The organism is Marinobacter sp. AC-23 (assembly GCF_001858325.1).
In the GTDB taxonomy this organism is placed as follows: domain Bacteria; phylum Pseudomonadota; class Gammaproteobacteria; order Pseudomonadales; family Oleiphilaceae; genus Marinobacter.
The window spans coordinates 1-19,478 of the sequence record NZ_MBPP01000078.1 but is presented as its reverse complement, the minus strand read 5'-3'; the positions used below and the strand labels follow the sequence as shown (position 1 = coordinate 19,478).

The 19,478-nt window shown below is 53.0% G+C and carries 15 protein-coding genes, 1 rRNA gene and 4 pseudogenes; 8 read left to right on the top strand and 12 right to left on the bottom strand.

The genetic code is table 11. The features are described from left to right. Positions 1-36: 36 nt before the first annotated feature. From BCA33_RS18190 to smrA, 11 genes and pseudogenes are all read right to left on the bottom strand, one after another. A complete protein-coding gene (locus BCA33_RS18190; RefSeq protein ID WP_071268081.1) occupies positions 37-1,092 on the bottom strand; it encodes a DUF3080 domain-containing protein in 1,056 nt (351 codons plus the stop codon). 39 nt (positions 1,093-1,131) lie between these two features. Continuing rightward, positions 1,132-1,823: pseudogene (mtnC, locus tag BCA33_RS18185) on the bottom strand (acireductone synthase). After that, positions 1,820-2,380, bottom strand: coding sequence for an acireductone dioxygenase (locus BCA33_RS18180; RefSeq protein ID WP_071268079.1), 561 nt, complete (start codon positions 2,378-2,380; stop codon positions 1,820-1,822). Before BCA33_RS18180 ends, mtnC begins: the two are co-directional and overlap by 4 nt. Continuing rightward, positions 2,377-3,003, bottom strand: coding sequence for a methylthioribulose 1-phosphate dehydratase (locus BCA33_RS18175; protein WP_071268077.1), 627 nt, complete (start codon positions 3,001-3,003; stop codon positions 2,377-2,379). The genes BCA33_RS18180 and BCA33_RS18175 overlap by 4 nt, the downstream gene beginning before the upstream one ends. A gap of 3 nt (positions 3,004-3,006) precedes the next feature. Next, a complete protein-coding gene (locus BCA33_RS18170) occupies positions 3,007-4,032 on the bottom strand; it encodes an XdhC family protein (protein WP_083394824.1) in 1,026 nt (341 codons plus the stop codon). Next, positions 4,025-5,401, bottom strand: coding sequence for a xanthine dehydrogenase family protein molybdopterin-binding subunit (locus tag BCA33_RS22355; protein WP_254774598.1), 1,377 nt, complete (start codon positions 5,399-5,401; stop codon positions 4,025-4,027). The genes BCA33_RS18170 and BCA33_RS22355 overlap by 8 nt, the downstream gene beginning before the upstream one ends. Then, positions 5,398-5,679 carry a hypothetical protein gene (locus BCA33_RS22350; RefSeq protein ID WP_254774597.1) on the bottom strand — a complete coding sequence of 94 codons (282 nt, stop codon included), beginning with the start codon at positions 5,677-5,679 and terminating at the stop codon, positions 5,398-5,400. Before BCA33_RS22350 ends, BCA33_RS22355 begins: the two co-directional genes overlap by 4 nt. Further along, positions 5,676-6,227, bottom strand: coding sequence for a molybdopterin cofactor-binding domain-containing protein (locus BCA33_RS22345; RefSeq protein ID WP_254774596.1), 552 nt, complete (start codon positions 6,225-6,227; stop codon positions 5,676-5,678). The genes BCA33_RS22350 and BCA33_RS22345 overlap by 4 nt, the downstream gene beginning before the upstream one ends. A gap of 1 nt (position 6,228) precedes the next feature. Continuing rightward, a pseudogene (locus BCA33_RS18160) lies at positions 6,229-6,737 on the bottom strand ((2Fe-2S)-binding protein). A 91-nt stretch (positions 6,738-6,828) separates the two neighbouring features. After that, positions 6,829-7,020 carry a membrane lipoprotein lipid attachment site-containing protein gene (locus BCA33_RS18155; protein WP_071268075.1) on the bottom strand — a complete coding sequence of 64 codons (192 nt, stop codon included), beginning with the start codon at positions 7,018-7,020 and terminating at the stop codon, positions 6,829-6,831. A gap of 75 nt (positions 7,021-7,095) precedes the next feature. Beyond that, positions 7,096-7,677: a DNA endonuclease SmrA gene (gene smrA, locus BCA33_RS18150; RefSeq protein WP_071268073.1), complete on the bottom strand. Its 582-nt coding sequence runs from the start codon at positions 7,675-7,677 to the stop codon at positions 7,096-7,098. A 144-nt stretch (positions 7,678-7,821) separates the two neighbouring features. Between smrA and BCA33_RS18145 the strand changes: the two are divergent. The 8 genes and pseudogenes from BCA33_RS18145 (at position 7,822) to BCA33_RS18110 (ending at position 19,207) form a co-directional block, all read left to right on the top strand. Then, positions 7,822-9,737, top strand: a pseudogene (locus tag BCA33_RS18145) (putative nucleotidyltransferase substrate binding domain-containing protein). Positions 9,738-9,755: 18 nt separating this feature from the next. Further along, positions 9,756-10,462: pseudogene (locus BCA33_RS18140) on the top strand (PolC-type DNA polymerase III). A gap of 212 nt (positions 10,463-10,674) precedes the next feature. Then, the gene (locus tag BCA33_RS18135) at positions 10,675-10,938 is read left to right on the top strand and encodes a DUF4212 domain-containing protein (RefSeq protein ID WP_071268071.1); all 264 of its coding nucleotides are present in this window, start codon (positions 10,675-10,677) and stop codon (positions 10,936-10,938) included. A 3-nt stretch (positions 10,939-10,941) separates the two neighbouring features. Beyond that, positions 10,942-12,708 carry a sodium:solute symporter family protein gene (locus BCA33_RS18130; RefSeq protein WP_071268069.1) on the top strand — a complete coding sequence of 589 codons (1,767 nt, stop codon included), beginning with the start codon at positions 10,942-10,944 and terminating at the stop codon, positions 12,706-12,708. 98 nt (positions 12,709-12,806) lie between these two features. Next, positions 12,807-13,313, top strand: a complete 507-nt coding sequence (locus tag BCA33_RS18125; RefSeq protein ID WP_071268067.1) for a hypothetical protein — start codon at positions 12,807-12,809, stop codon at positions 13,311-13,313. Positions 13,314-13,365: 52 nt separating this feature from the next. Then, a complete protein-coding gene (locus tag BCA33_RS18120; RefSeq protein WP_071268065.1) occupies positions 13,366-16,884 on the top strand; it encodes a NahK/ErcS family hybrid sensor histidine kinase/response regulator in 3,519 nt (1,172 codons plus the stop codon). Beyond that, positions 16,881-18,530: a tetratricopeptide repeat-containing response regulator gene (locus tag BCA33_RS18115; RefSeq protein WP_175469836.1), complete on the top strand. Its 1,650-nt coding sequence runs from the start codon at positions 16,881-16,883 to the stop codon at positions 18,528-18,530. The genes BCA33_RS18120 and BCA33_RS18115 overlap by 4 nt, the downstream gene beginning before the upstream one ends. Then, complete coding sequence (locus BCA33_RS18110; protein WP_071268063.1) at positions 18,527-19,207, top strand: sensor histidine kinase KdpD; 681 nt, start codon at positions 18,527-18,529, stop codon at positions 19,205-19,207. Before BCA33_RS18115 ends, BCA33_RS18110 begins: the two co-directional genes overlap by 4 nt. A gap of 111 nt (positions 19,208-19,318) precedes the next feature. On the opposite strand, the gene rrf is transcribed toward BCA33_RS18110, so the two are convergent. After that, positions 19,319-19,434: ribosomal RNA gene (gene rrf / locus BCA33_RS18105) — 5S ribosomal RNA — on the bottom strand. Positions 19,435-19,478: the final 44 nt, after the last annotated feature.

Genomic DNA, 19,478 nt, shown 5'->3' with positions numbered 1-19,478 from the left:
GGGACAAGTTGGGAGCGAGCCCAAGGAAAGTTGCGGCTATGCCCCGGGCCTCAATCCACACTGCTCCAGCAGCGCTTGCCAGGCCTTGGTATGGGTTTTTACGGCGTTATCCAGATTAGCCCACACGCTTTCCGGGCCACCCAGAGCCAGCGTTGAGCGACTCCACTCCTGAAAACCTGGCGGCATGACCTCTGACTGCATAACCGCCAGCTCAGATAAGGGTTCTATAAAATCCGTACGGGCACGCCGCAAATCGGCGAGGTAAGGCTGTATTTTCCCAATATAAATACTGAAAAACATACCTTGAACAATGTCGGATTGGTTATTGGATTTGCCGTTGAGGCACAGCGGACGGTTGTCCAGACGTTGGCGAATAAGGCGGGTGGCATCCCCGAGGCGAGCAGTAACCAGCCGGGCGCTGTTGATCAACTGGCCAGCCCGGTATTCCGCTTGCCAACGCTGATGCACCTTGCCCCAAAAACCCAGATCCACTTCAAGATTCTGCTCAAGAAGCACCGCCACTGATTTGTTTAACTGGCGAGCATCCCGGGCAAGATCCGTGAGTGGGTCTTGAACGTCAACCGGGTACTCACCTTTGGCGAGCGTGAACAGAGTTTCTACTTCTTCCACGCCCCAGGTTGCGTTCCAGATGGCAATCGGCAGTGATTCACGCTTGCTGACGATAGCCTTTTGTAAAACATCCTGAAGCTCTTCATTGTCTACCGTTTTCAGACACTCGCCGGCGGCCCGAATAAAACGAACCTCATAGCGCAGGCGATTAAGAGGCTGCATCACCTTGCCCATGACGGAGTTTTTCTCACCCACCACATATTGTAGTTCGCAGCCGTATAACGACAGGAAATCCAGCATACCCAATTCCAGGTCCGGCATCGGCAGTACGCGGTTACGACGCCTCGGTATAATCTTTGCTGCAGGAATCTCCGAAAACTCTGGCTTTGCATCCAGCACCCGGCCAACACGCTCCACGTATTCGTCCATCATTGAACGGGCACCTGAAAAGGGGTTACAACCAACCAGCAGCAACACGACCACAGCGGAGCCAAGCAGTCGGGCAGATCGGAGTGCTGACATGTTTACCTCCTGGCACCCACCGCATTCGCTGGCGAACAGCTACCGCTTTTGCAGCAGAGCAGCATCCACTTCGGCGAAATTCCGGGCCACAAAATGCCCAGATTCTGGCAACTCCCCGTCCCGAACCAGCCAGGCGGTTTTCATGCCGGCAGCCTCAGCGGCCGCGAGTTCGGCCTCGACATCTGAGAGAAACAGAATCGTCGAGCTTTTACGCCAAGCTCACTGAGAATATTGCGGTAGGCTTCCGGCTCTTTCTTGCCACCAATCCGGGTGTCGAAGTAGCCGGAGAAAAACGGCGTGAAATCACCGGCCGTAGTGAAGCCAAAAATCAGCTTCTGGGCTTTAACCGAACCGGAAGAATAGACATATAAACGCAGGCCACGGTCATGCCATTGCTGCAGGTACTGTGCGGCATCTTCGTAGATATGGCCCTTAAGCTCACCCTGCTGGTACCCCTGCTCCCAGACCATACCCTGAAGCGCTTTCAGTGACGTTGTCTTACGGTCTTCGCGAATCCACCCTTGCAGCGTTTCGATCAGCGCATCAATATCGCCTCGGTCTGCGCCGGCTTCGTCCGCGACCAGATCAAGCTGCCCCGACACTTCAGGGTTACCCTGCTGTTCACGGATAAATCCTGGCAGGTGCTCAGCCGCATAGGGAAACAGGACATCGTGCACAAAAGATATTGAGCTGGTGGTACCCTCAATATCCGTTAGAATCACCCGTATCATACGGTCGCCCCTTCTAACGCCTCAAAGCGCGGCAAGCGCCCTGCAATATCTTCACGGGTAAACTCTGCTACCCAGCCTTCCGGGTTGGTAAACAGGCGAATGCAGGTAAACTCCGGTTCGGGCCCCATATCAAACCAGTGCCGGGTGCCTTCAGGCACGCTGATCAGGTCGTTTTTCTGGCACTGAACCGCAAACACCTGGTCGCCAAGATGCAGATAGAATATGCCCTGCCCGCGTACGAAAAAGCGTACCTCGTCTTCGCTGTGAGTGTGCTCATCCAGAAACTTCTTTCGGAAAGCCTCTTTCTGGGGGTTATCCGGATTCAAGCTAATCACATCTGCGGTTTGAAACCCTCTCTCGGCCTTCAGCTTTGCAATCTCAAGGCTGTAGGCTTCCAGAATCTGTTCCGGCGTTGCATCCGCCGCTAAATCCTGGGTTGGCCAGCGTTCAAAGCGGACACCTTTGCGCTGCAGCAACTGGCCGATTTCACCAGCGTCCTCGGTTACAGCCGGAGCAGCTTCCGGGTTATGTGCGTCAAAAATACTCAGAGTCGTCATGGGCGAATCCTCATGGTTGCAAGCTCACATTCAAACAAAAATTCAAAAGCCTCCACATGCCGCAGGCAATCCGCCATGGTTTTGCCCCAGGTGTATAGTCCGTGCCCGCGAATCAGGTAGCCAGGCTGCCGAGGGTGCTCCAGAAACCACTCCCGGGTTTCCCGGGCTAGCGCTTCAATGTCCTGGGTGTTCTCGAAAACCGGTACCGTCACGACTGAATTGTGCGTATCCACGCCGTCAAAGGCTTTTTGCAGTTCGTAGCCTTCAAACGTAAGAAGTTCCCCGGCTAGTACCAGCCGGCTCAGCACGGTCGCGTTAACAGAGTGTGTATGAAGGACTGCCCCAGCATCCGGAAACACCTGATACAGCGCCGTGTGCAACAGGGTCTCTGCAGAGGCGCGGCAATCACTTTGCACAGGCCTGCCTTGAAGGTCTACCACCATGACATCTCCTGCACTCAGTTGCCCCTTGTGGCGACCGGATACGGTAATGGCAAGGTGTTCGCTGTCTATGCGGGCGGAATAGTTGCTACTTGTGGCCGGCGACCAGCCGCGCCCGTATAGAAAACATCCGGCATCCACTATGGATTTGGCAGCGACAGCGTATCGGGTTACATCAAACACAGTTTAGGTTCCATAAGGTGAAAGTAATGGCTCATGGGTTGTTCGCAAATGATGCCGCGCCGCAATCAGCTCAGCAACAACAGAAATGGCAATTTCTGCGGGGGTCTTGCTGGGAATGTTCACGCCAATCGGCGCCCGTAAGCGCTGCAATGCCGCCTCCTCAAGCCCCAGCAATGCCAGGCGTTCCCGCCGTGTCTCGGATGTTCGTTTTGAGCCCATAGCACCCACGTAAAACGCCGGTGACTGCAACGCAGCCAGTAAGCCCATATCGTCGATTCGCGGATCATGGGCCAGTGCCAGCACTCCGCACCAAATGTCGTTGAAAGACTCTGCTATCAGATCGTCCGGCAAGCGACGGTCAAGTGGCAGGTGCTGGTGCCCCCAGCCAGACGCAAACGTTTCCCGCGGCTCACAAAGGGTCACGGTAAAATCAGCGGCGATCGCAAATTCCGCCACGTAACGCGCTACCTCTCCGGCCCCGATCAGCAGCAATCTGCACTCAGGCTGTAGCGTGTGAAGCAGCTCTTTTCCATCAAATACAACACCTGGGCGAGCAGCAGATACCGCTTGTTCCAGTGCCACAACACCTTGCAGGCTGACCTTGCGGGTTACCGGCTCACGGTGGATCAAAGCTTTAGCCAGCTGTCGCACATGCTCGATTGCTGCGCTGCTTTTTTCTGATGCATCACCCAGTGGCTCTACCAACAACCGGATACGGCCGCCACAGGGCAGCTGAAAATCATCACGATCATTATCGGTAATTCCGTAATCGATGACGACCGGGGAGTCAGCGCCGTCTCCGGCGGTGCGGCGCAGGAGATCTTCTTCCAGACAGCCGCCGGACACCGAACCACTCCACTGCCCCGAGTCACTCACCGCCAGCCACGAACCTGCCGGCCGGGGCGATGAGCCCCAGGTTTCCACAATGGTGCATAACCACACCCGCCTGCCCTGCTCAAGCCATGCCAAAACATCCTTGATCACCGATTCATGGCCACTGACCACCAGTGCGGCTGAGGTGTCAGGCATCGGCTTTCAGGGGCAAACTGCGCTGGCGCTTGCCCGTAAGAGCAAACAGCGCATTGCCCAAGGCCGGAATAACCGGAGGGACTCCAGGCTCGCCGACACCTGTTGGAGCTTCAGTGCTCTGAACGATATCCACCGTTACTTCAGGTAGTTCATACTGTCGCATCAACTGGTAATCGTGGAAGTTGCTCTGCTTCACCTGACCATTCTCGAAGGTTATCTCGCCGTACAGCGCGGCTGTCAGCCCAAAGACGATCCCACCCTCGATTTGATCTTCTACAATGCGCGGGTTAACCACTTGGCCACAATCCACGGCACAGGCCACCTTATAAACCTTGATGGCTCCATTCTCCACGCCCGCTTCTACCACCTGCGCGACAAAGGTTCCAAAGCTCTTGAACAAGGCTATGCCTCGCCCGCGGCCTTCCGCAACCGGCACATCCCAGCCCGCTAGTCGCACCGCTCTATCGAGCACTTCCAGGTGCCGGGGTTGACCCGCCAGCAGTTTGCGGCGGAACTGATAGGGATCTTCTCCGGTTTCGTGAGCCAGTTCGTCCATAAAGGTTTCAACGGCAAAACCATTGTGCGAGTAACCCACTGACCGCCAGAAGGTCACCGGTACACCGGGGTCGGTATGGGTGTGGCGGATATCTATATTGCCCACGTTGTAGGGATACTCTATGGCCCCTTCAATGGCGGACATATCCTTGGGCGTTGCAATACCTTCGGCAAGCAAGCCAACTTTACCCAGGGTGTCATACATGAACTTGGGCGCCCAGGGATACTGGGCGGGCGCAGCATTTCGCACATACCAGTCAAGCAGCTGGGGGCCAACGATCTGGTGATGCCAGCCGGTCAACTGATTGCCGTCAAGGCCAGCCTGCATACGATGAAGCATGGCCGGGCGAAACAAGTCGTGCTGCGTGTCTTCTTCCCGTGACCAGATCACCTTCACCGGCTTTTTGACGCGGTAAGCGACCGCCGCAGCTTCTTCGATGTAGTCCTGGGTCAGGCGACGGCCAAACCCGCCACCGAGAAAGGTGGTATTGATGGTGACATCATCGGGGGAAAGATCGGTTACCCGAGCGGCTGCTATGCGGCCAAGATCCGGAGCCTGCGTGGGTGCCCATACTTCGATGCCGCCCTCCTGATACCACGCCGTTGCATTCATGGGCTCCAGGGTTGAGTGGGCCAGGTAAGGCTGACTGTATTCCGCTTCGAACACCTTCCCTGCTTCACCAACAGCCGCTTCATAATCGCCTTCGCTACGCTCGGACTCTCCGCGATCCTCATCGGCAGCCTGTCGGTAGGAGGCAAACACCTCGTCGGTGGAAAGCGACAGGGCATCTGCGTAATCCCACTCTACGTTCAAGGCATCCTGGCTTTTCGGGCACGCCAGTACTTGTCGGCAACAATAGCCACGCCGCGCTCGATTTCAAACACATCAAGAACACCCGCCATAGCGCGGACGTCACTTTCATTGAAGGTCTTGGCCCGGGCACCGTATCGCGGCGGACGGCTTACCACGCCGTAAACCATATCGGGAAGTTCAACATCTATGCCGTAAACCGCTGTACCAGTGGATTTGGCACGGGCATCAAGCCGGCCCCGCTGTTTGCCGATGTACTTCCACTCACTGGCAGGTTTCAACGCAATGTCACCGCGTATGATTTCCTTGGATGCCAACTCCACCAGCTGCCCGTAGCGCATGGAATCCAGGCCATTGGGGTGCAACACCCGGCTTGGTGCGCCGAACATTCGGCTGCATCTACCTGCCACACTCTTGCGGCCGCCAAAATGAGCATTTGCCTTGCCGAAGCACCGGCTGTGCGCAGCGGCTCCCAACTGGTTGCGATGCTGGTACTGCCGCCGGTCAGCTGCAGTTTGTATAAAGGGTTGCGGTATTCCGGCGCCACAGGCGCAAACCTGGGCATAATCGACTCGGGATCCACTTCCAGCTCTTCTGCAATCAGGGTGGTAAGCCCGGTATAGGTTCCCTGCCCCATTTCCACTCGAGACAAAGTAAAGTGAATCTCATCTTTATTTGTTATCTCAAGCCAGGCATCCGGCTTCCACTCACCGGTTTCCTGCGTATAGCCGGTCGGCATTCCTGAGCAACCGGGGAGCGAGAGGGACAGCATCAAGGAGCCGGACGTGCCAGCACTTACCTTAAGAAAGTTGCGTCGGTTCATCGCCATATCAGTTTGCCTCCCCGACGGCCACTGCATCGTATGCCAGAGAACCTTCTATTGAAGAGCTTCCAGCCACCGACTCAACCGCGGCAATGATTCGCGAGTAGGTACCACACCGGCAAAGGTTGCCCGTCATAGCAGCCACAATCTCGTCTCGGGCAGGCGCCGGATTGCTTGCCAGAAGATGAGCAGCGCTCATTATTTGCCCGGACTGGCAGTAGCCACACTGCGGTACACCCTCTGCAATCCATGCTTCTTGCAGGGCGTGCAACTGATCACCATTTGTCAGACCCTCGATGGTGGTCACGTCACCACCTGCTACCGACTCCACCGGGGTTGAGCAGGAACGCACCGGCTGCCCATCCAGGTGCACCGTACAGGCGCCACAGAGGCCAACACCACAACCAAATTTGGTGCCCTTGAGCCCCAGTTCGTCACGTAATACCCACAAAGGGGGGTATCACCCTCAATATCCAGCAAGCGCTGCTCGCCGTTAACTGTAAGGCTCAGTGCCATTCCTGCTCTCTCCCGCTCTTTGTCCCGGCTGCACTCTCCAGGCTCTTTGTTTTATATGTCCGGAGGACTTTCATTGCCTTCTGCCAAGGCGTTATTTCACAACTTTTTCGCCATCCTTGTTTACCCAAACTTCGCGATCTTCGGTGTTCATTTTTCCGTTGGAGTCCCATACCTCGCGGTTCTCGGTTTTTTCATCAATCTTGCCCTTGTCGTCCCAGATTACACGGTCTTTACAGCCGGCCAGGGCTAAAACAACAAACAACGCCAATGCGATTCTCTTCATAATAAATTCCTCAATTCAATTCAGGGTGAAGGCTTGCCTGACGCTCCCAGTGCGTAAAAAGCGCAAAGAGCAGTGCTAGCCGGATCCATACAGTTCGCGATTATGCTGCTTGTTCCGATCACTTTTACGCACCATGACATACACCGCCCCAGTTCCACCATGGTGTTTCTGGGCCGAATGAATCGCCATTACATCCGGGAGCTCTGGCAGCCACTTAGCCAGATAACTTTTGAGCTGAGCTATGCCATCAGGGTTACGCTCCCCCTTCCCGTGAAGGATTATGACGGATCGTAAACCGTAGCGGACACAATCTCCGATAAACTGAAACACTTCCCTGCGCGCCTGCTCAACCGTCATACGGTGCAGGTCCAGCCTTGCTTCAATGGGATACTGCCCAAGCCTGAGCTTACGAAACACTCCATGTTGGATGCCAGAGCGCTGCCAGCAGAGGATATCGTGCGCTGTTAAAGGCTCCACCATCTCAGAAGTTAGCGGGTTAGCGTCTCTGAGCGGCTTTTCCACAGCAGCACGCTGGCGCTCCAGGTGGCCGGGCGTCAGCTCACGGGGCGTGGTTATCTCGGCGCGATTGGGTTTTCGAATGCGCCGGACATCTTTCATTTCCTCAAGAAAACTGAGGCGATCATTTTTGGTTGTCATGGCCGTGCTTTCAATAACCTGTTGAGTAGACGAACTTTACCACTCGGCCCGCCCTCCATAAAGAATGCAGAGGAATTACGCGAACACTCGCTCACGTGCTCTACAATGTAAGATGGCATTAATAACGATCAAGCGGAACAGGCTATGGCATCAGCAAACCAGGAAAGTACACGCCCCCAGAATACCCGCTCCATTATGGGCTTCTTACAGGCGCATGCCCCCTTCTCCAGCATGGGCGAGGATCACCTCGCCCATTTTGCTGAACACGCCACACTGCGTTTTTATGCCGACGGAGACGTGGTTCTGTCGCCTGACAACGGTATCGTTCGAAGGTTTTACGTTGTCAAACAAGGACGGATTCGTGGCGAGCGCCATAATCAAAAAGCTGACAAAACCGAAACAACCTTTGAGATCAGCCTGGGCGAATGTTTTCCACTGGCAGCTATCATAGGTGAGCGACCCACGCGAACACTGCATCGCGCAGCTGGGGACACGTTTTGTTTAAGTATTGAACAGGACGCCTTCGTCACCCTGTTTTCCGAAAGCGAGTCTTTCCGCGATTTCTGCATGCGCGGTGTCAGCAGCCTTCTGGACCAGGTGAACCAACGCATACAAACGGGCGCCATGGCGTCCATGGGCTCAAGCATATCTCTGAGCACGCCTCTAGAGCGCTATGCGCTGCGCAATCCCATCGTGTGCTCTCCGGACCTCCCGGTGCGCAAAGCGGTCGCCCGCATGCATGAAAATAACGTCGGCAGCATTGTAATCACCGATGACGGCAGGCACCCCACCGGCATTTTTACCCTTCGCGACCTGCGTACCATGATTGCAGAAGACACGTGCCCTTTAGACGCACCGGTCCGTCAGATAATGACGAAAGATCCTTGTTGCTTGCCCGCGCAGGCAGATGCATTTGACGCAGCCATGCTAATGGCAGAACACCATTTTGCGCATCTTTGCGTAGTGGATGAGGACAACCGGCTGATTGGAATGGTATCGGAACGGGATCTGTTTTCCCTGCAACGGGTCGATTTGGTGAATCTCGCCCGCACCATCAGTACCGCCACGCATTTGCGCACGCTGGTCAGCCTGCGTTCTGACGTCTCCCGGTTGGTCGATGCCATGCTGGCTCACGGGGCGGCCTCAGGCCAGGTTGTGAAAATCATTACCACACTCAACGACGTAACGGTGCGACGCGTACTTGAACTGAACATCAAGAAAAATGACCCAGGCATAGCTTTCACCTGGCTCACGTTTGGCAGCGAAGGCCGACAGGAACAAACTCTGCTGACCGATCAGGATAACGGTATCCTGTTTCAAACTCCGGAAGGCATGACCGAAGATCAAGCGCGTGAGAGGCTGCTGCCGTTCGCTCGGACCGTCAACGACGAGCTTGCTGAGTGCGGTTTTACCCTGTGCAAGGGTAATATAATGGCGAGCAACCCGAAGCTGTGCCTGAGCGATCAGGAATGGGATGACTGGTTCATCCGCTTCATTGATGCCTCCACCCCACAAAACCTGGTCTACTCATCCATCTTTCTGGATATGAGGGCCGTGTTCGGCCCCACCGATTCTGTACACGCACTCCTTGAAAAAGTACTCACCAGAATCCGTAAAAACGATCTGTTCCAAAAGATGCTGGCGGGCAATGCATTTCAAAGGAAGCCACCGCTGACCATGTTCCGAAACTTTCGCTATGTGTCTGATGACAAAAAGCACAGCCTGGACCTAAAGCGCCAGGGCCTGGCACCTTTTGTGGAATCTGTGCGCGTGTTTGCCCTAGCAAACGGAGTGGAAAGCGCAAACACACTTGAGAGGATGAGCGAGCTTGCCCAGAAAGGCATCTTTGATATCAAAGATGCCAATGCCTGGAAAGATGCCTACAGCCTTATTCAGGCCATTCGTATGAGATCCCATCAGGAAATGCTCGACAAAGGCGAGGAGCTCACCAACTACATAGATCCTGATGACCTGAACCCACTGGACAGGCGCATTCTCCGCGAATCGTTCCGGCAGCTCAGCGCCTGCAACAGAAGCTCGAAGTTACCTACCAACTCTGACACCCAGGCCTTCGCACTATGTTGGAACAGATCAGACAGTGGATTGAACGTCGCCACGCCGGCCCGAAAGGCAATAAAGCGCCAGAGAACATGCCTAGCCCCAAAAACCCCGGGGATCAGTTACTTTCGGAATGCCGCCTGATAGTGCTGGATCTCGAAACCACCGGCCTGCATACAAACAAGGATCAGGTTATAGCCGTTGGCGCAGTCGCCATCAACGGCGGGGCAATCGATCTCAGCGATCAGTTTGACCTGATTTTGCGGCGCCCTGAACTGGACATCACCGAGACAGTGCTAATTCACGGTATTGGGACGGAAGCCCTTACCCAGGGCCATGAAACCGAAGATGCGCTGCTGTTTCTTTTGGAATGGATGAATGGCGACCCGGTTCTTGCATATCATTCGGCATTCGATCAGAAGTTTCTGGAAAAAACCCTGAAAACTGAGCTTGGATACACCGCGAACCATACCTGGCTGGATGTAGCCGACCTGCTACCCGCGTTTTTTCCGAATGCTCCCACAGGTGGCAAAGGACTTGATCACTGGCTGATTTCTTTGGTCTTGAGGTCAGTGCAAGGCATCACGCGGCTTCCGATGCGCTTGCGACCGCAGAACTGACACTGATTGCTTTAAACAAAGCTCACAAGGGTGGCCTAAAAACCCTCAGGGAATTGCACGATAAATTACGTTACCACCGCCGGCTAAAAAACATACACCGAATGTAGCCTAACCAGCTGACCTGCATCACAAAAAAGACGCCTCCCACCAAAAAAAACCCAGAATTAGACTTTTTGCCAATATCTATAAATCGATCGATGGGTAGAGTCATAGAAGAGAACAAGTAGGAGAAGTACTAATATGAATAATAAACTCTCTGACTCGCTCAGCTCACCGGAAAACCACCATAGTTCAACAACAACAAGACAGGAGTAATCCTATGTCAGGTCATAGCTACGATGCTGAAAAGTACTGGAAGGCGAATCTTCGCCTGATATTTGGGAGCCTGATTGTCTGGGCTTTGGTTTCTTATGGCTTCGGAATCGTTCTGCGCCCAATGCTATCCGGTATTCCCATCGGCGGCACGGATCTAGGCTTCTGGTTCGCTCAACAGGGCTCTATTCTCACGTTCATTGCACTGATTTTCCACTACGCGTGGCGCATGAACAGGCTTGATAAGCAATTCGGCGTGGACGAGGAGTAGCATATGAGTCAATTTGCAATCAACATCCTATTTGTAGGTGGATCATTTCTCATCTACATCCTTATCGCTATCTGGGCCAAAGCCGGAAGTACAAAAGACTTCTATGTGGCCGGCGGCGGTATTCACCCTATCACCAACGGTATGGCGATTGGTGCCGACTGGATGTCTGCGGCTTCCTTTATCTCTATGGCGGGCATTATTGCCACCAGTGGTTATGCAAGCTCAGCCTACCTGATGGGCTGGACCGGTGGCTACGTGCTGTTGGCCATGCTTTTGGCGCCCTACCTGCGCAAGTTCGGCAAGTTCACGGTTCCGGAATTTATCGGTGATCGCTTCTACAGCAAGAAAGCCCGACTAGTGGCTGTTATCTGCCTTATCGTTGCATCTTTGACTTACGTTATCGGCCAGATGGCTGGTGCTGGTGTCGCCTTCTCCCGCTTCCTGGAAGTTGATTCCACCACAGGCCTAATGATCGCCGCTGTCGTAATCTTTATCTATTCCGTGCTTGGTGGCATGAAAGGTATCACCTATACACAGGTTGCTCAGTACGTTGTGTTAATCATTGCCTATACCATTCCGGCGGTGTTCATCTCAATGCAGTTAACCGGCAACCCGATTCCAGCGTTGGGTCTGTTCTCCACCCACATCGATTCTGGAATGCCAATTCTCGACAAGCTGAACCAGGTCATTACCGATGTAGGCTTTAACGAGTACACCGCAGACGTCGATAGCCACCTGAACATGGTGCTGTTTACGTTGACGCTGATGATCGGTACCGCTGGTCTTCCTCACGTCATCATCCGCTTTTTCACCGTTCCCAAAGTTGCCGACGCTCGCTGGTCAGCTGGCTGGGCCTTGGTATTCATCGCGCTTCTGTATCTCACAGCTCCGGCTGTTGCGTCCATGGCTCGACTGAACCTGATGACAACCATTTACCCGGACGGCACTGCCGCCGAGCCCATTGAATATGACAACCGCCCGCAGTGGGTTAAAGAGTGGGAGGTCACGGGCCTGATCAAATTCGTTGATAAAAACGAAGATGGTCGCATCCAGCTATATAACGATGCCCCTTCCTTCCAAGCTGAAGCTGACACTCGCGGCTGGAAAGGCAATGAGCTGGACGTAAACCGTGACATTCTGGTACTGGCTAACCCCGAAATTGCCAATCTTCCAGGATGGGTTATCGGGTTAATTGCCGCAGGTGGTCTGGCAGCCGCACTATCGACAGCAGCAGGCCTGTTGCTGGCTATATCTTCGGCAATCAGTCACGACTTGATCAAGGGCTCGATTAATCCGGGTATTACGGAGAAGGGAGAGTTGATGGCAGCCCGTATCGCGATGGCCGTTACGATTGTTGTAGCGACATACCTTGGCGCCAACCCGCCAGGATTCGCAGCTCAGGTTGTAGCTCTGGCGTTTGGTATCGCAGCCGCCTCGTTGTTCCCAACCCTGATGATGGGCATTTTCTCCAAGCGCGTTAACAACACCGGCGCGGTTGCGGGCATGCTGTGTGGTTTGGTTTTCACCCTTTCGTACATCTTCGTGTACAAAGGATGGTTCTTCATCCCAGGCACCGCAAACCTTGCTGACACCCCTGCCAACTGGGTACTCGGTATCTCTCCACTGTCTATCGGTGCAATTGGTGCCGTCGTCAACTTTGCGGTAGCCTTTGCTGTATCCAATGCAACTGAAGAGCCGCCCGTTGAGATTCAGGAGCTGGTTGAAAGCGTCCGTTACCCTCGTGGTGCTGGACAAGCCCAAGACCACTAAGCAACAATCCAGCCTGCTTCACTGATTGAGTGGACAGGTTGTTACTGAACGGGCTTCCTCTATGAGGGAGCCCGTTCTTTTTTTAAGGAAACGCATTTATGTTCTGGACTCTTGTCGCCACTGTATTTTGCGGGCTGGGCGCCGCTGGCATCGCTCTGGGAATCCGGGCTGTCACCCGCAACATGGCGCCCAAATGGATTATTCCCGTCTTTGCCGGTGCAGGTATGCTTGGCTACCTGATCCACGGAGAGTACACGTGGTATGACCATAAACAGTCACGCTTGCCCGAAGAGGCTGTGGTCGTGAGCACAGAGAGCAAAGGGATTTTTTGGCGCCCTTGGTCTTTGGCTTACCCGTACGTAACCGCATTCTCCACTGTGGACACGGACAGCATCGCCCGGGACACCAACAACCCGGATATAATCAGGTTCACCCTCTACCGCTTTGAACAGAAGTTAACGGACACAGTTTCACACCGGGTTCACATTATTAATTGTGTTTCCCAAGAGGTGGTTCCTCTTGGCTCTGATGGAACACCCCGGGTAGACAACCTCAAAGTTCTGAACCTGAACGATCCGCTTTTATCCAGTGTATGCGTGTACTGATATTCCGGTAACAAGGCCAGGTAAACCGCCCACCTGACGGAAGTGTATAAATATGATTAGTGTCTGGCTGCTGGTTCTCATTTCCATCACCTACATCTCGGTCCTGTTTGTCATCGCCTGGGCGGGGGATAAACATCCCGGATTGTATCGGCGCCGCTTGGCGCGAACGCATGTCTATTCACTGTCACTGGCGGTCTATTTCACTTCCTGGACTTTCTACGGCGCAGTGGGCCGGGCCACTCAGGAAGGTTTAGGCTTTCTCCCCATTTATCTTGGCCCCTTACTGGTTTTTGTCTTCGGCGCGCCATTGCTACGTCGGATTATTTATATAAGCAAGCGCAACAACAGCACCTCCATCGCTGACTTTATTGCATCCCGGTATGGAAAATCCCAGCTGCTGGCTGCCATGATCGCAGCCTTCGCTTTAATTGGCAGCGTGCCCTACATTGCCCTGCAACTAAAGGCGATCGCCATGGGCTTCAGTGTTCTGTCCAGCACAGGCACTGGTTCCCAAGAACTGAGTACCGCAGCCTGGAACGATGCGGCTTGGTACATCACTCTGGCGCTGACAGCGTTTACCGTGCTTTTCGGTACCCGCCATTTGGAATCTACGGAACACCATCGCGGTATGATTCAAGCTGTGGCCTTCGAATCACTGATCAAACTTGTTGCCTTTGTCGCCGTGGGACTGTTTGTTGGATACGGGCTTTACAACGGCTTTGGCGATCTGCTCCAAAACGTAAAGCAGGCAGATCTGACCGGCATTCTTACAACCGATGCCATTGAGGCGCCTGCGTTCATAACCCAAACCCTCGTTGCGATGCTGGCTATTATCTGCCTACCACGACAGTTTCACGTAATGGTGGTAGAAAACACGGATCACCGGGACTTCGAAGTTGCCCGGTGGGCCATGCCGATTTATCTTATTGTGGCCAGCGCATTCGTGCTACCTATTGCCGCCGCTGGTCTTTTGGCTCCAGAAACCATGGCCAGCAATCCCGACATCCTTATCCTTCAATTGCCCATTATGGCTGGCAAAGAATGGCTAGCCATTCTTGTATTCTTGGGCGGTGGCTCCGCAGCTGCGGCTATGGTTATCGTCTGCTCTGTCGCCATTGCTACGATGGTAAGCAATGAAATAATTATGCCAGCTTTGCTCAAATTTTTTCGGCCACGGATGAACCGACAAGCTGACCTCAGCTCTCTATTACTAGGCATTCGTCGGGTCGCGATCTTTGTGGTTTTGTTGACTGCCTACGGCTTTTATCGGATGGCAGGAGAAGATTACAGCCTAACCTCATTCGGGCTTCTGTCGTTTGCGGCAGCAGCACAGTTTGGGCCGGCGTTAGTTGGCGGCATCCTCTGGCGTCGCGGCAATGCCACAGGAGCAGCATGGGGTCTGGGGCTCGGCTTTTTCTTATGGTGCTACACACTGCTTTTGCCTGCGCTGGCATCCACTGGCTGGTTTACCGATTCGTTGATCAACCAAGGTGTCTGGGGACTTCACTGGACAAGGCCAACCGCGCTATTCGGACTGGATCTCGACCAGACCAGCCACGGCATTATCTGGAGCCTGGGCATCAATACGCTAGTCTACATTGTGCTTTCACTGATAACTCGTCAGCGAGTACGTGAAAAAATTCAGATTGCCTCGTTTTTTCAGGATCCCCACCCGAAGGCGGATACAGTTCAGCATCAAAGCTGGCAGGGCGAGATACTGACATCGGACCTTCAAGCCCTCACTGACAGATTCATGGGGGAAGAACGCTCAGAAGTTGTTTTCCGAAATTATGAGCGGCGCAATGCTACAAGATTGCACCCGCACCGCCCAGCGTCCTCTCACCTGATGAAATACATAGAGCGCCAGTTGGCATCGGTGATTGGAGCTTCTACCGCAAGGGTAGTGCTGGAATCGACCCTCACCGGCCGAGACATGCAGATTGAGGACGTGGTCAGCATCGTTGATGAGGCCTCACAAGCCATGACCTTCAGCCGTGAGCTGCTGCAATCGGCTATAGAGAACATAAGCCTGGGCGTATCCGTGGTTAATCAACAGCAACAACTCGTGGTTTGGAATCAACGCTACTTGGAGCTTTTCCCCTACCCCAAGGGATTTGTGAGAGTCGGGCGCCCGGCAGAAGAGCTGATGCGTTATAACCTGACCAATGCCAACCTGCCGGCCAGACGTATCGATGAAATTATTTCCAATCATTACGCCAGCATGCGTGAAGGTCAGCTTATTTCTTATGAGCGCCAGAGGCCAGACGGAACGGTGGTTCGCGTCGACGGAAGCTCAATCCCAGGTGGCGGCTATGTCACCACATTCCAGGACATTACAGCGATGCGCCGTACTGAGCAGGCGCTTAAAGAAACCAATACCTATTTGGAGCAGCGAGTTAAAGAGCGCACACAAGAACTGCAGGTTATCAATGAACAAATGCTCAAAGCCAAGTCCGTTGCTGAGCAGGCAAACCAGAGCAAGACTCGTTTTCTAGCTTCGGCGAGCCATGATCTGCTGCAGCCATTGAATGCCGCACGCTTGTTTACATCGGCTCTTGCAGGCAAGGCTAATAACACAGAGACGAAAGATCTTGTGGATCATATCGACAGCTCACTTGGTGCAGCAGAAGAAATTATCAGCACCCTTCTCGATATTTCCAAACTCGATGCAGGAGCGCTGGCGCCGGATCTTAGCGCATTTCCGGTTAACGATATTATGCGCCACTTGGCCAACGACTTTACTGCCATTGCGGAAGATCAGAGTCTTAAACTTCATGTGGTACCAAGCAGCGCCTGGATTCACTCAGATTCCAAACTGCTGCGCCGGGTTGTGCAAAACTTTCTATCCAACGCCATACGCTACACCCCAGACGGGAAAATATTGCTGGGCTGCCGCCGCCTGAAAGGATATCTGCGAATAGAAGTATGGGATACAGGCCCTGGCATTCCAGACGATCAACTGACATTTATTTTCGAAGAGTTCCGGCGCTTCCAACACGGCCGGGACAAAAAAGGCCTAGGCCTGGGTCTCGCGATCGTCGACCGAATCAGTGGCATGCTAAACCACCCTGTAACCGTTCAATCGGTTCAGGGTAAAGGTAGCGTTTTTGGCATAACAGTTCCCCTGGCTCAAGCCGATCAGACGTACCAAACTGCAGAAACTTCGAGTATTAGCGCACGACGCGTTTCTAGCCTTGGCGGCCTGAACGTATTATGCATCGACAACGATTCCGCTATCTTGCAGGGTATGGTCGCGCTTTTGGGGAACTGGAAGTGCGATGTCACTGCGGCTGAAAGCCTGGAAGACTCCCTATTGCAACTTCAAGGTAGGCAACCCGATATTATACTTGCAGACTATCAACTTGATAATGACAAGAATGGGCTGGATGCAATGGACGCTCTACGAGAGACCTTCGGGTACAACATGCCGGGCATATTGATAACCGGGTATATGGCTCCCGAAGTCCGCGACGACGCGATTGATCGCGGGTATCAGATCCTCTATAAGCCGGTTAAACCTGCAGCTTTAAGAGCTATGGTAAACAAACTGCTTAAACAAAAACGTTCATGAATACCGTCGTGACAAATTCCGCTTCAGACCGCGGCGTATTTGGGAGTCTCGCCTATCTCGTGATCGACGATTTTGAGAACTTCCGACTCTCAATGCGCCATATGCTTCGCGGCTGTGGTGCTGACAATATTGAACTGGTTGCCCATGCTAGGCCTGCCGTTGAGTACTGCACCTACAATCATGTTGACGTAGTGCTATGCGACTACAATTTAGGTGACGGCATGAATGGCCAACATATTCTGGAAGAACTCCGCCACAAGAAGCTTCTCAAACGAACGTCACTTTTTTTATTGGTGACTTCAGAGAGCTCCAGAGAGATGGTTATGGGGGCCCGCGAAAACCAACCCGACGCCTATCTGACAAAGCCGATTAATTTAGCCATGCTTGAGAAGCGTCTCGGTAGTCTGATCAACCAACGTAATGCTTTACTTCCGATCAACCGGGAAATCGATCGAGAAAATTATCCGGAAGCCATCTCACTCTGTATAAACGCCCTGCCCCGACTTCCACGCTATAAAACATGGCTTATGAAAACGCTTGGAGAGCTCTATTTCCAGCTAGGCGATCTTTCCCATGCCATTAAGATTTATGATGAGATTCTCTCACAACGTGAGTTGCCCTGGGCCAAGCACGGCCGTAGCAAAGTATTACTGGCCAACCGCCATTACGAGGAAGCAGTGGAGTGTTTACGACAACTGGTAGCCGACCATCCTGACTACATGGAAGCCTATGACCTCTTGTCAGAAGGCCTTGAGTGTCAGAATCGCCCAGCACAGGCTCAAAAAATTCTAGAACAGGCCACCCGTTATTCGCCCAACGCATTGCCTCGCCAGAAACACTTGGCTGAATTGGCAGAGTCAAATCAGGACATGGAAACCGCTGTGCAGGCATGGCGGAAAACCGTCAACCTTGGGGCACACTCCATTCATGACAGTGCAGACCACTACCTTTCCCTGAGTAACACTTTGTGCGAACTGAGCGATGGCAATACGAGTAGAGAAGGTAAGGCAATTGCCAAAGAAGCATTCTCAACTCTTGCCGAGTTAGAAAAGCGATTTCCCGGCAACCACATTCTTGAACTTCGCAGCAGGATTACTCAATGCCGAATCTACGCAGGCCAAGAAAACTTACAAGAAGCGGAAAAAGTGCTGGAAAGTGTTCGGCCGCAACTAAACAATATTCGTTCGGTAGGCCTGGAGACGGGCCTTGATTACACGAAGACACTCTACAGCCTTGGTTACGGAAGCGAAGCAAAATCATTGCTTGGAGAGATGGCCGACGAGTTTAGTGACAACTCTGCCGCCGTCAGAAAAATAGAAAGTTTGCTTGATGAACCCGTTAGCTTCCGCACAAAAATCAAAGCCCGTCGCCTTAACCGGGAGGGCATAGCAGCCTTTGAATCAGGTAACCTTAAAGAGGCTCGAAACATCTTCATTAATGCCTTGGAGATGATACCGAACCACCCTGCTTTGAACCTGAACCAGGTTCAAGTGCTCATCAAAGAGTATGAAGTCAACGCAGGAAACAAGGCTCTAAAGGAGCTCTGTCAGTATCATCTAAACCGGTTAGCCGGCCTCCCTGAACAACATGGGCAATATCGGCGTTATCTTGCCCTGCAACGTAAATTGAAGGAACTGAACCAATGAAAAATCGAAATATCGACTTCTCCATGGTTCTGGCATCAACCGTACATGATATGAAAAATTCATTAGGGATGTTACTAAACTCCCTGGATGAGCTAAGGATGGAGAACGAAGACAAACTTAACGATTCTTCCAAGTTCAACACCCTCCAGTACGAAGCTGAGCGAATACATAACGATTTGGTACAACTCCTTGGGATCTATAGATTGGGTGAAAACAACCTTTCCGCACACATAGAAGAGCATTTTGTACCTGACTTCCTATCTGACCATATTGCTAGGCACACACCGCTTCTCAAAGGACTGGGAATCGACTGGTGCATTGAAGCAGAAGATATAAATGGTTTTTTTGATGCCGATCTACTTACTGGCGCGCTGAATAACACAATCAATAATGCCATTCGTTACACCAAAGCCAGAATCAGGCTAACAGCTGCTAAACGAGACGGTTATCTTGTTATAGGTGTAGAAGATGACGGCGAGGGATACCCTGATAACATGCAGCATACGGGAACGTTTAGCTTCAAATCTTTGGATTTCAACACCGGCAGTACAAGCCTTGGCCTATTCTTTGTCTCTGCGATCGCCGACCTTCACAGCGAGGGCGCACGCACGGGTTACATCAAGCTCCACAATGGTGGGCCCTTTGGTGGCGGTGTATTTGAAATCTGGCTTCCATAACATAGCCGAACGATAGCCTTAAGGAGCACGCTCCTATACGCGTTTAAGCGCTAAATTTGGGGCAAAAAAAAGCCCCGGTAGCATAAGCTATCGGGGCTTTCGTAATTAAGAGTCTGACGATGACCTACTCTCACATGGGCAAATGCCACACTACCATCGGCGCTGGCCTGTTTCACTTCTGAGTTCGAGATGGGATCAGGTGGTTCCAAGCCGCTATGGTCGTCAGACAAAACGGTTGATCACTGGGGGATGAGATAGAGCTGTGATTKAT

Coding starts and splice junctions, on each gene's coding strand:
- BCA33_RS18190 (WP_071268081.1), bottom strand. CDS start 1,092: ATGTCAGCACTCCGATCTGCCCGACTGCTTGGCTCCGCTGTGGTCGTG.
- BCA33_RS18180 (WP_071268079.1), bottom strand. CDS start 2,380: ATGACGACTCTGAGTATTTTTGACGCACATAACCCGGAAGCTGCTCCG.
- BCA33_RS18170 (WP_083394824.1), bottom strand. CDS start 4,032: ATGCCTGACACCTCAGCCGCACTGGTGGTCAGTGGCCATGAATCGGTG.
- BCA33_RS22345 (WP_254774596.1), bottom strand. CDS start 6,227: ATGGCGATGAACCGACGCAACTTTCTTAAGGTAAGTGCTGGCACGTCC.
- BCA33_RS18155 (WP_071268075.1), bottom strand. CDS start 7,020: ATGAAGAGAATCGCATTGGCGTTGTTTGTTGTTTTAGCCCTGGCCGGC.
- smrA (WP_071268073.1), bottom strand. CDS start 7,677: ATGACAACCAAAAATGATCGCCTCAGTTTTCTTGAGGAAATGAAAGAT.
- BCA33_RS18135 (WP_071268071.1), top strand. CDS start 10,675: ATGTCAGGTCATAGCTACGATGCTGAAAAGTACTGGAAGGCGAATCTT.
- BCA33_RS18130 (WP_071268069.1), top strand. CDS start 10,942: ATGAGTCAATTTGCAATCAACATCCTATTTGTAGGTGGATCATTTCTC.
- BCA33_RS18125 (WP_071268067.1), top strand. CDS start 12,807: ATGTTCTGGACTCTTGTCGCCACTGTATTTTGCGGGCTGGGCGCCGCT.
- BCA33_RS18120 (WP_071268065.1), top strand. CDS start 13,366: ATGATTAGTGTCTGGCTGCTGGTTCTCATTTCCATCACCTACATCTCG.
- BCA33_RS18115 (WP_175469836.1), top strand. CDS start 16,881: ATGAATACCGTCGTGACAAATTCCGCTTCAGACCGCGGCGTATTTGGG.
- BCA33_RS18110 (WP_071268063.1), top strand. CDS start 18,527: ATGAAAAATCGAAATATCGACTTCTCCATGGTTCTGGCATCAACCGTA.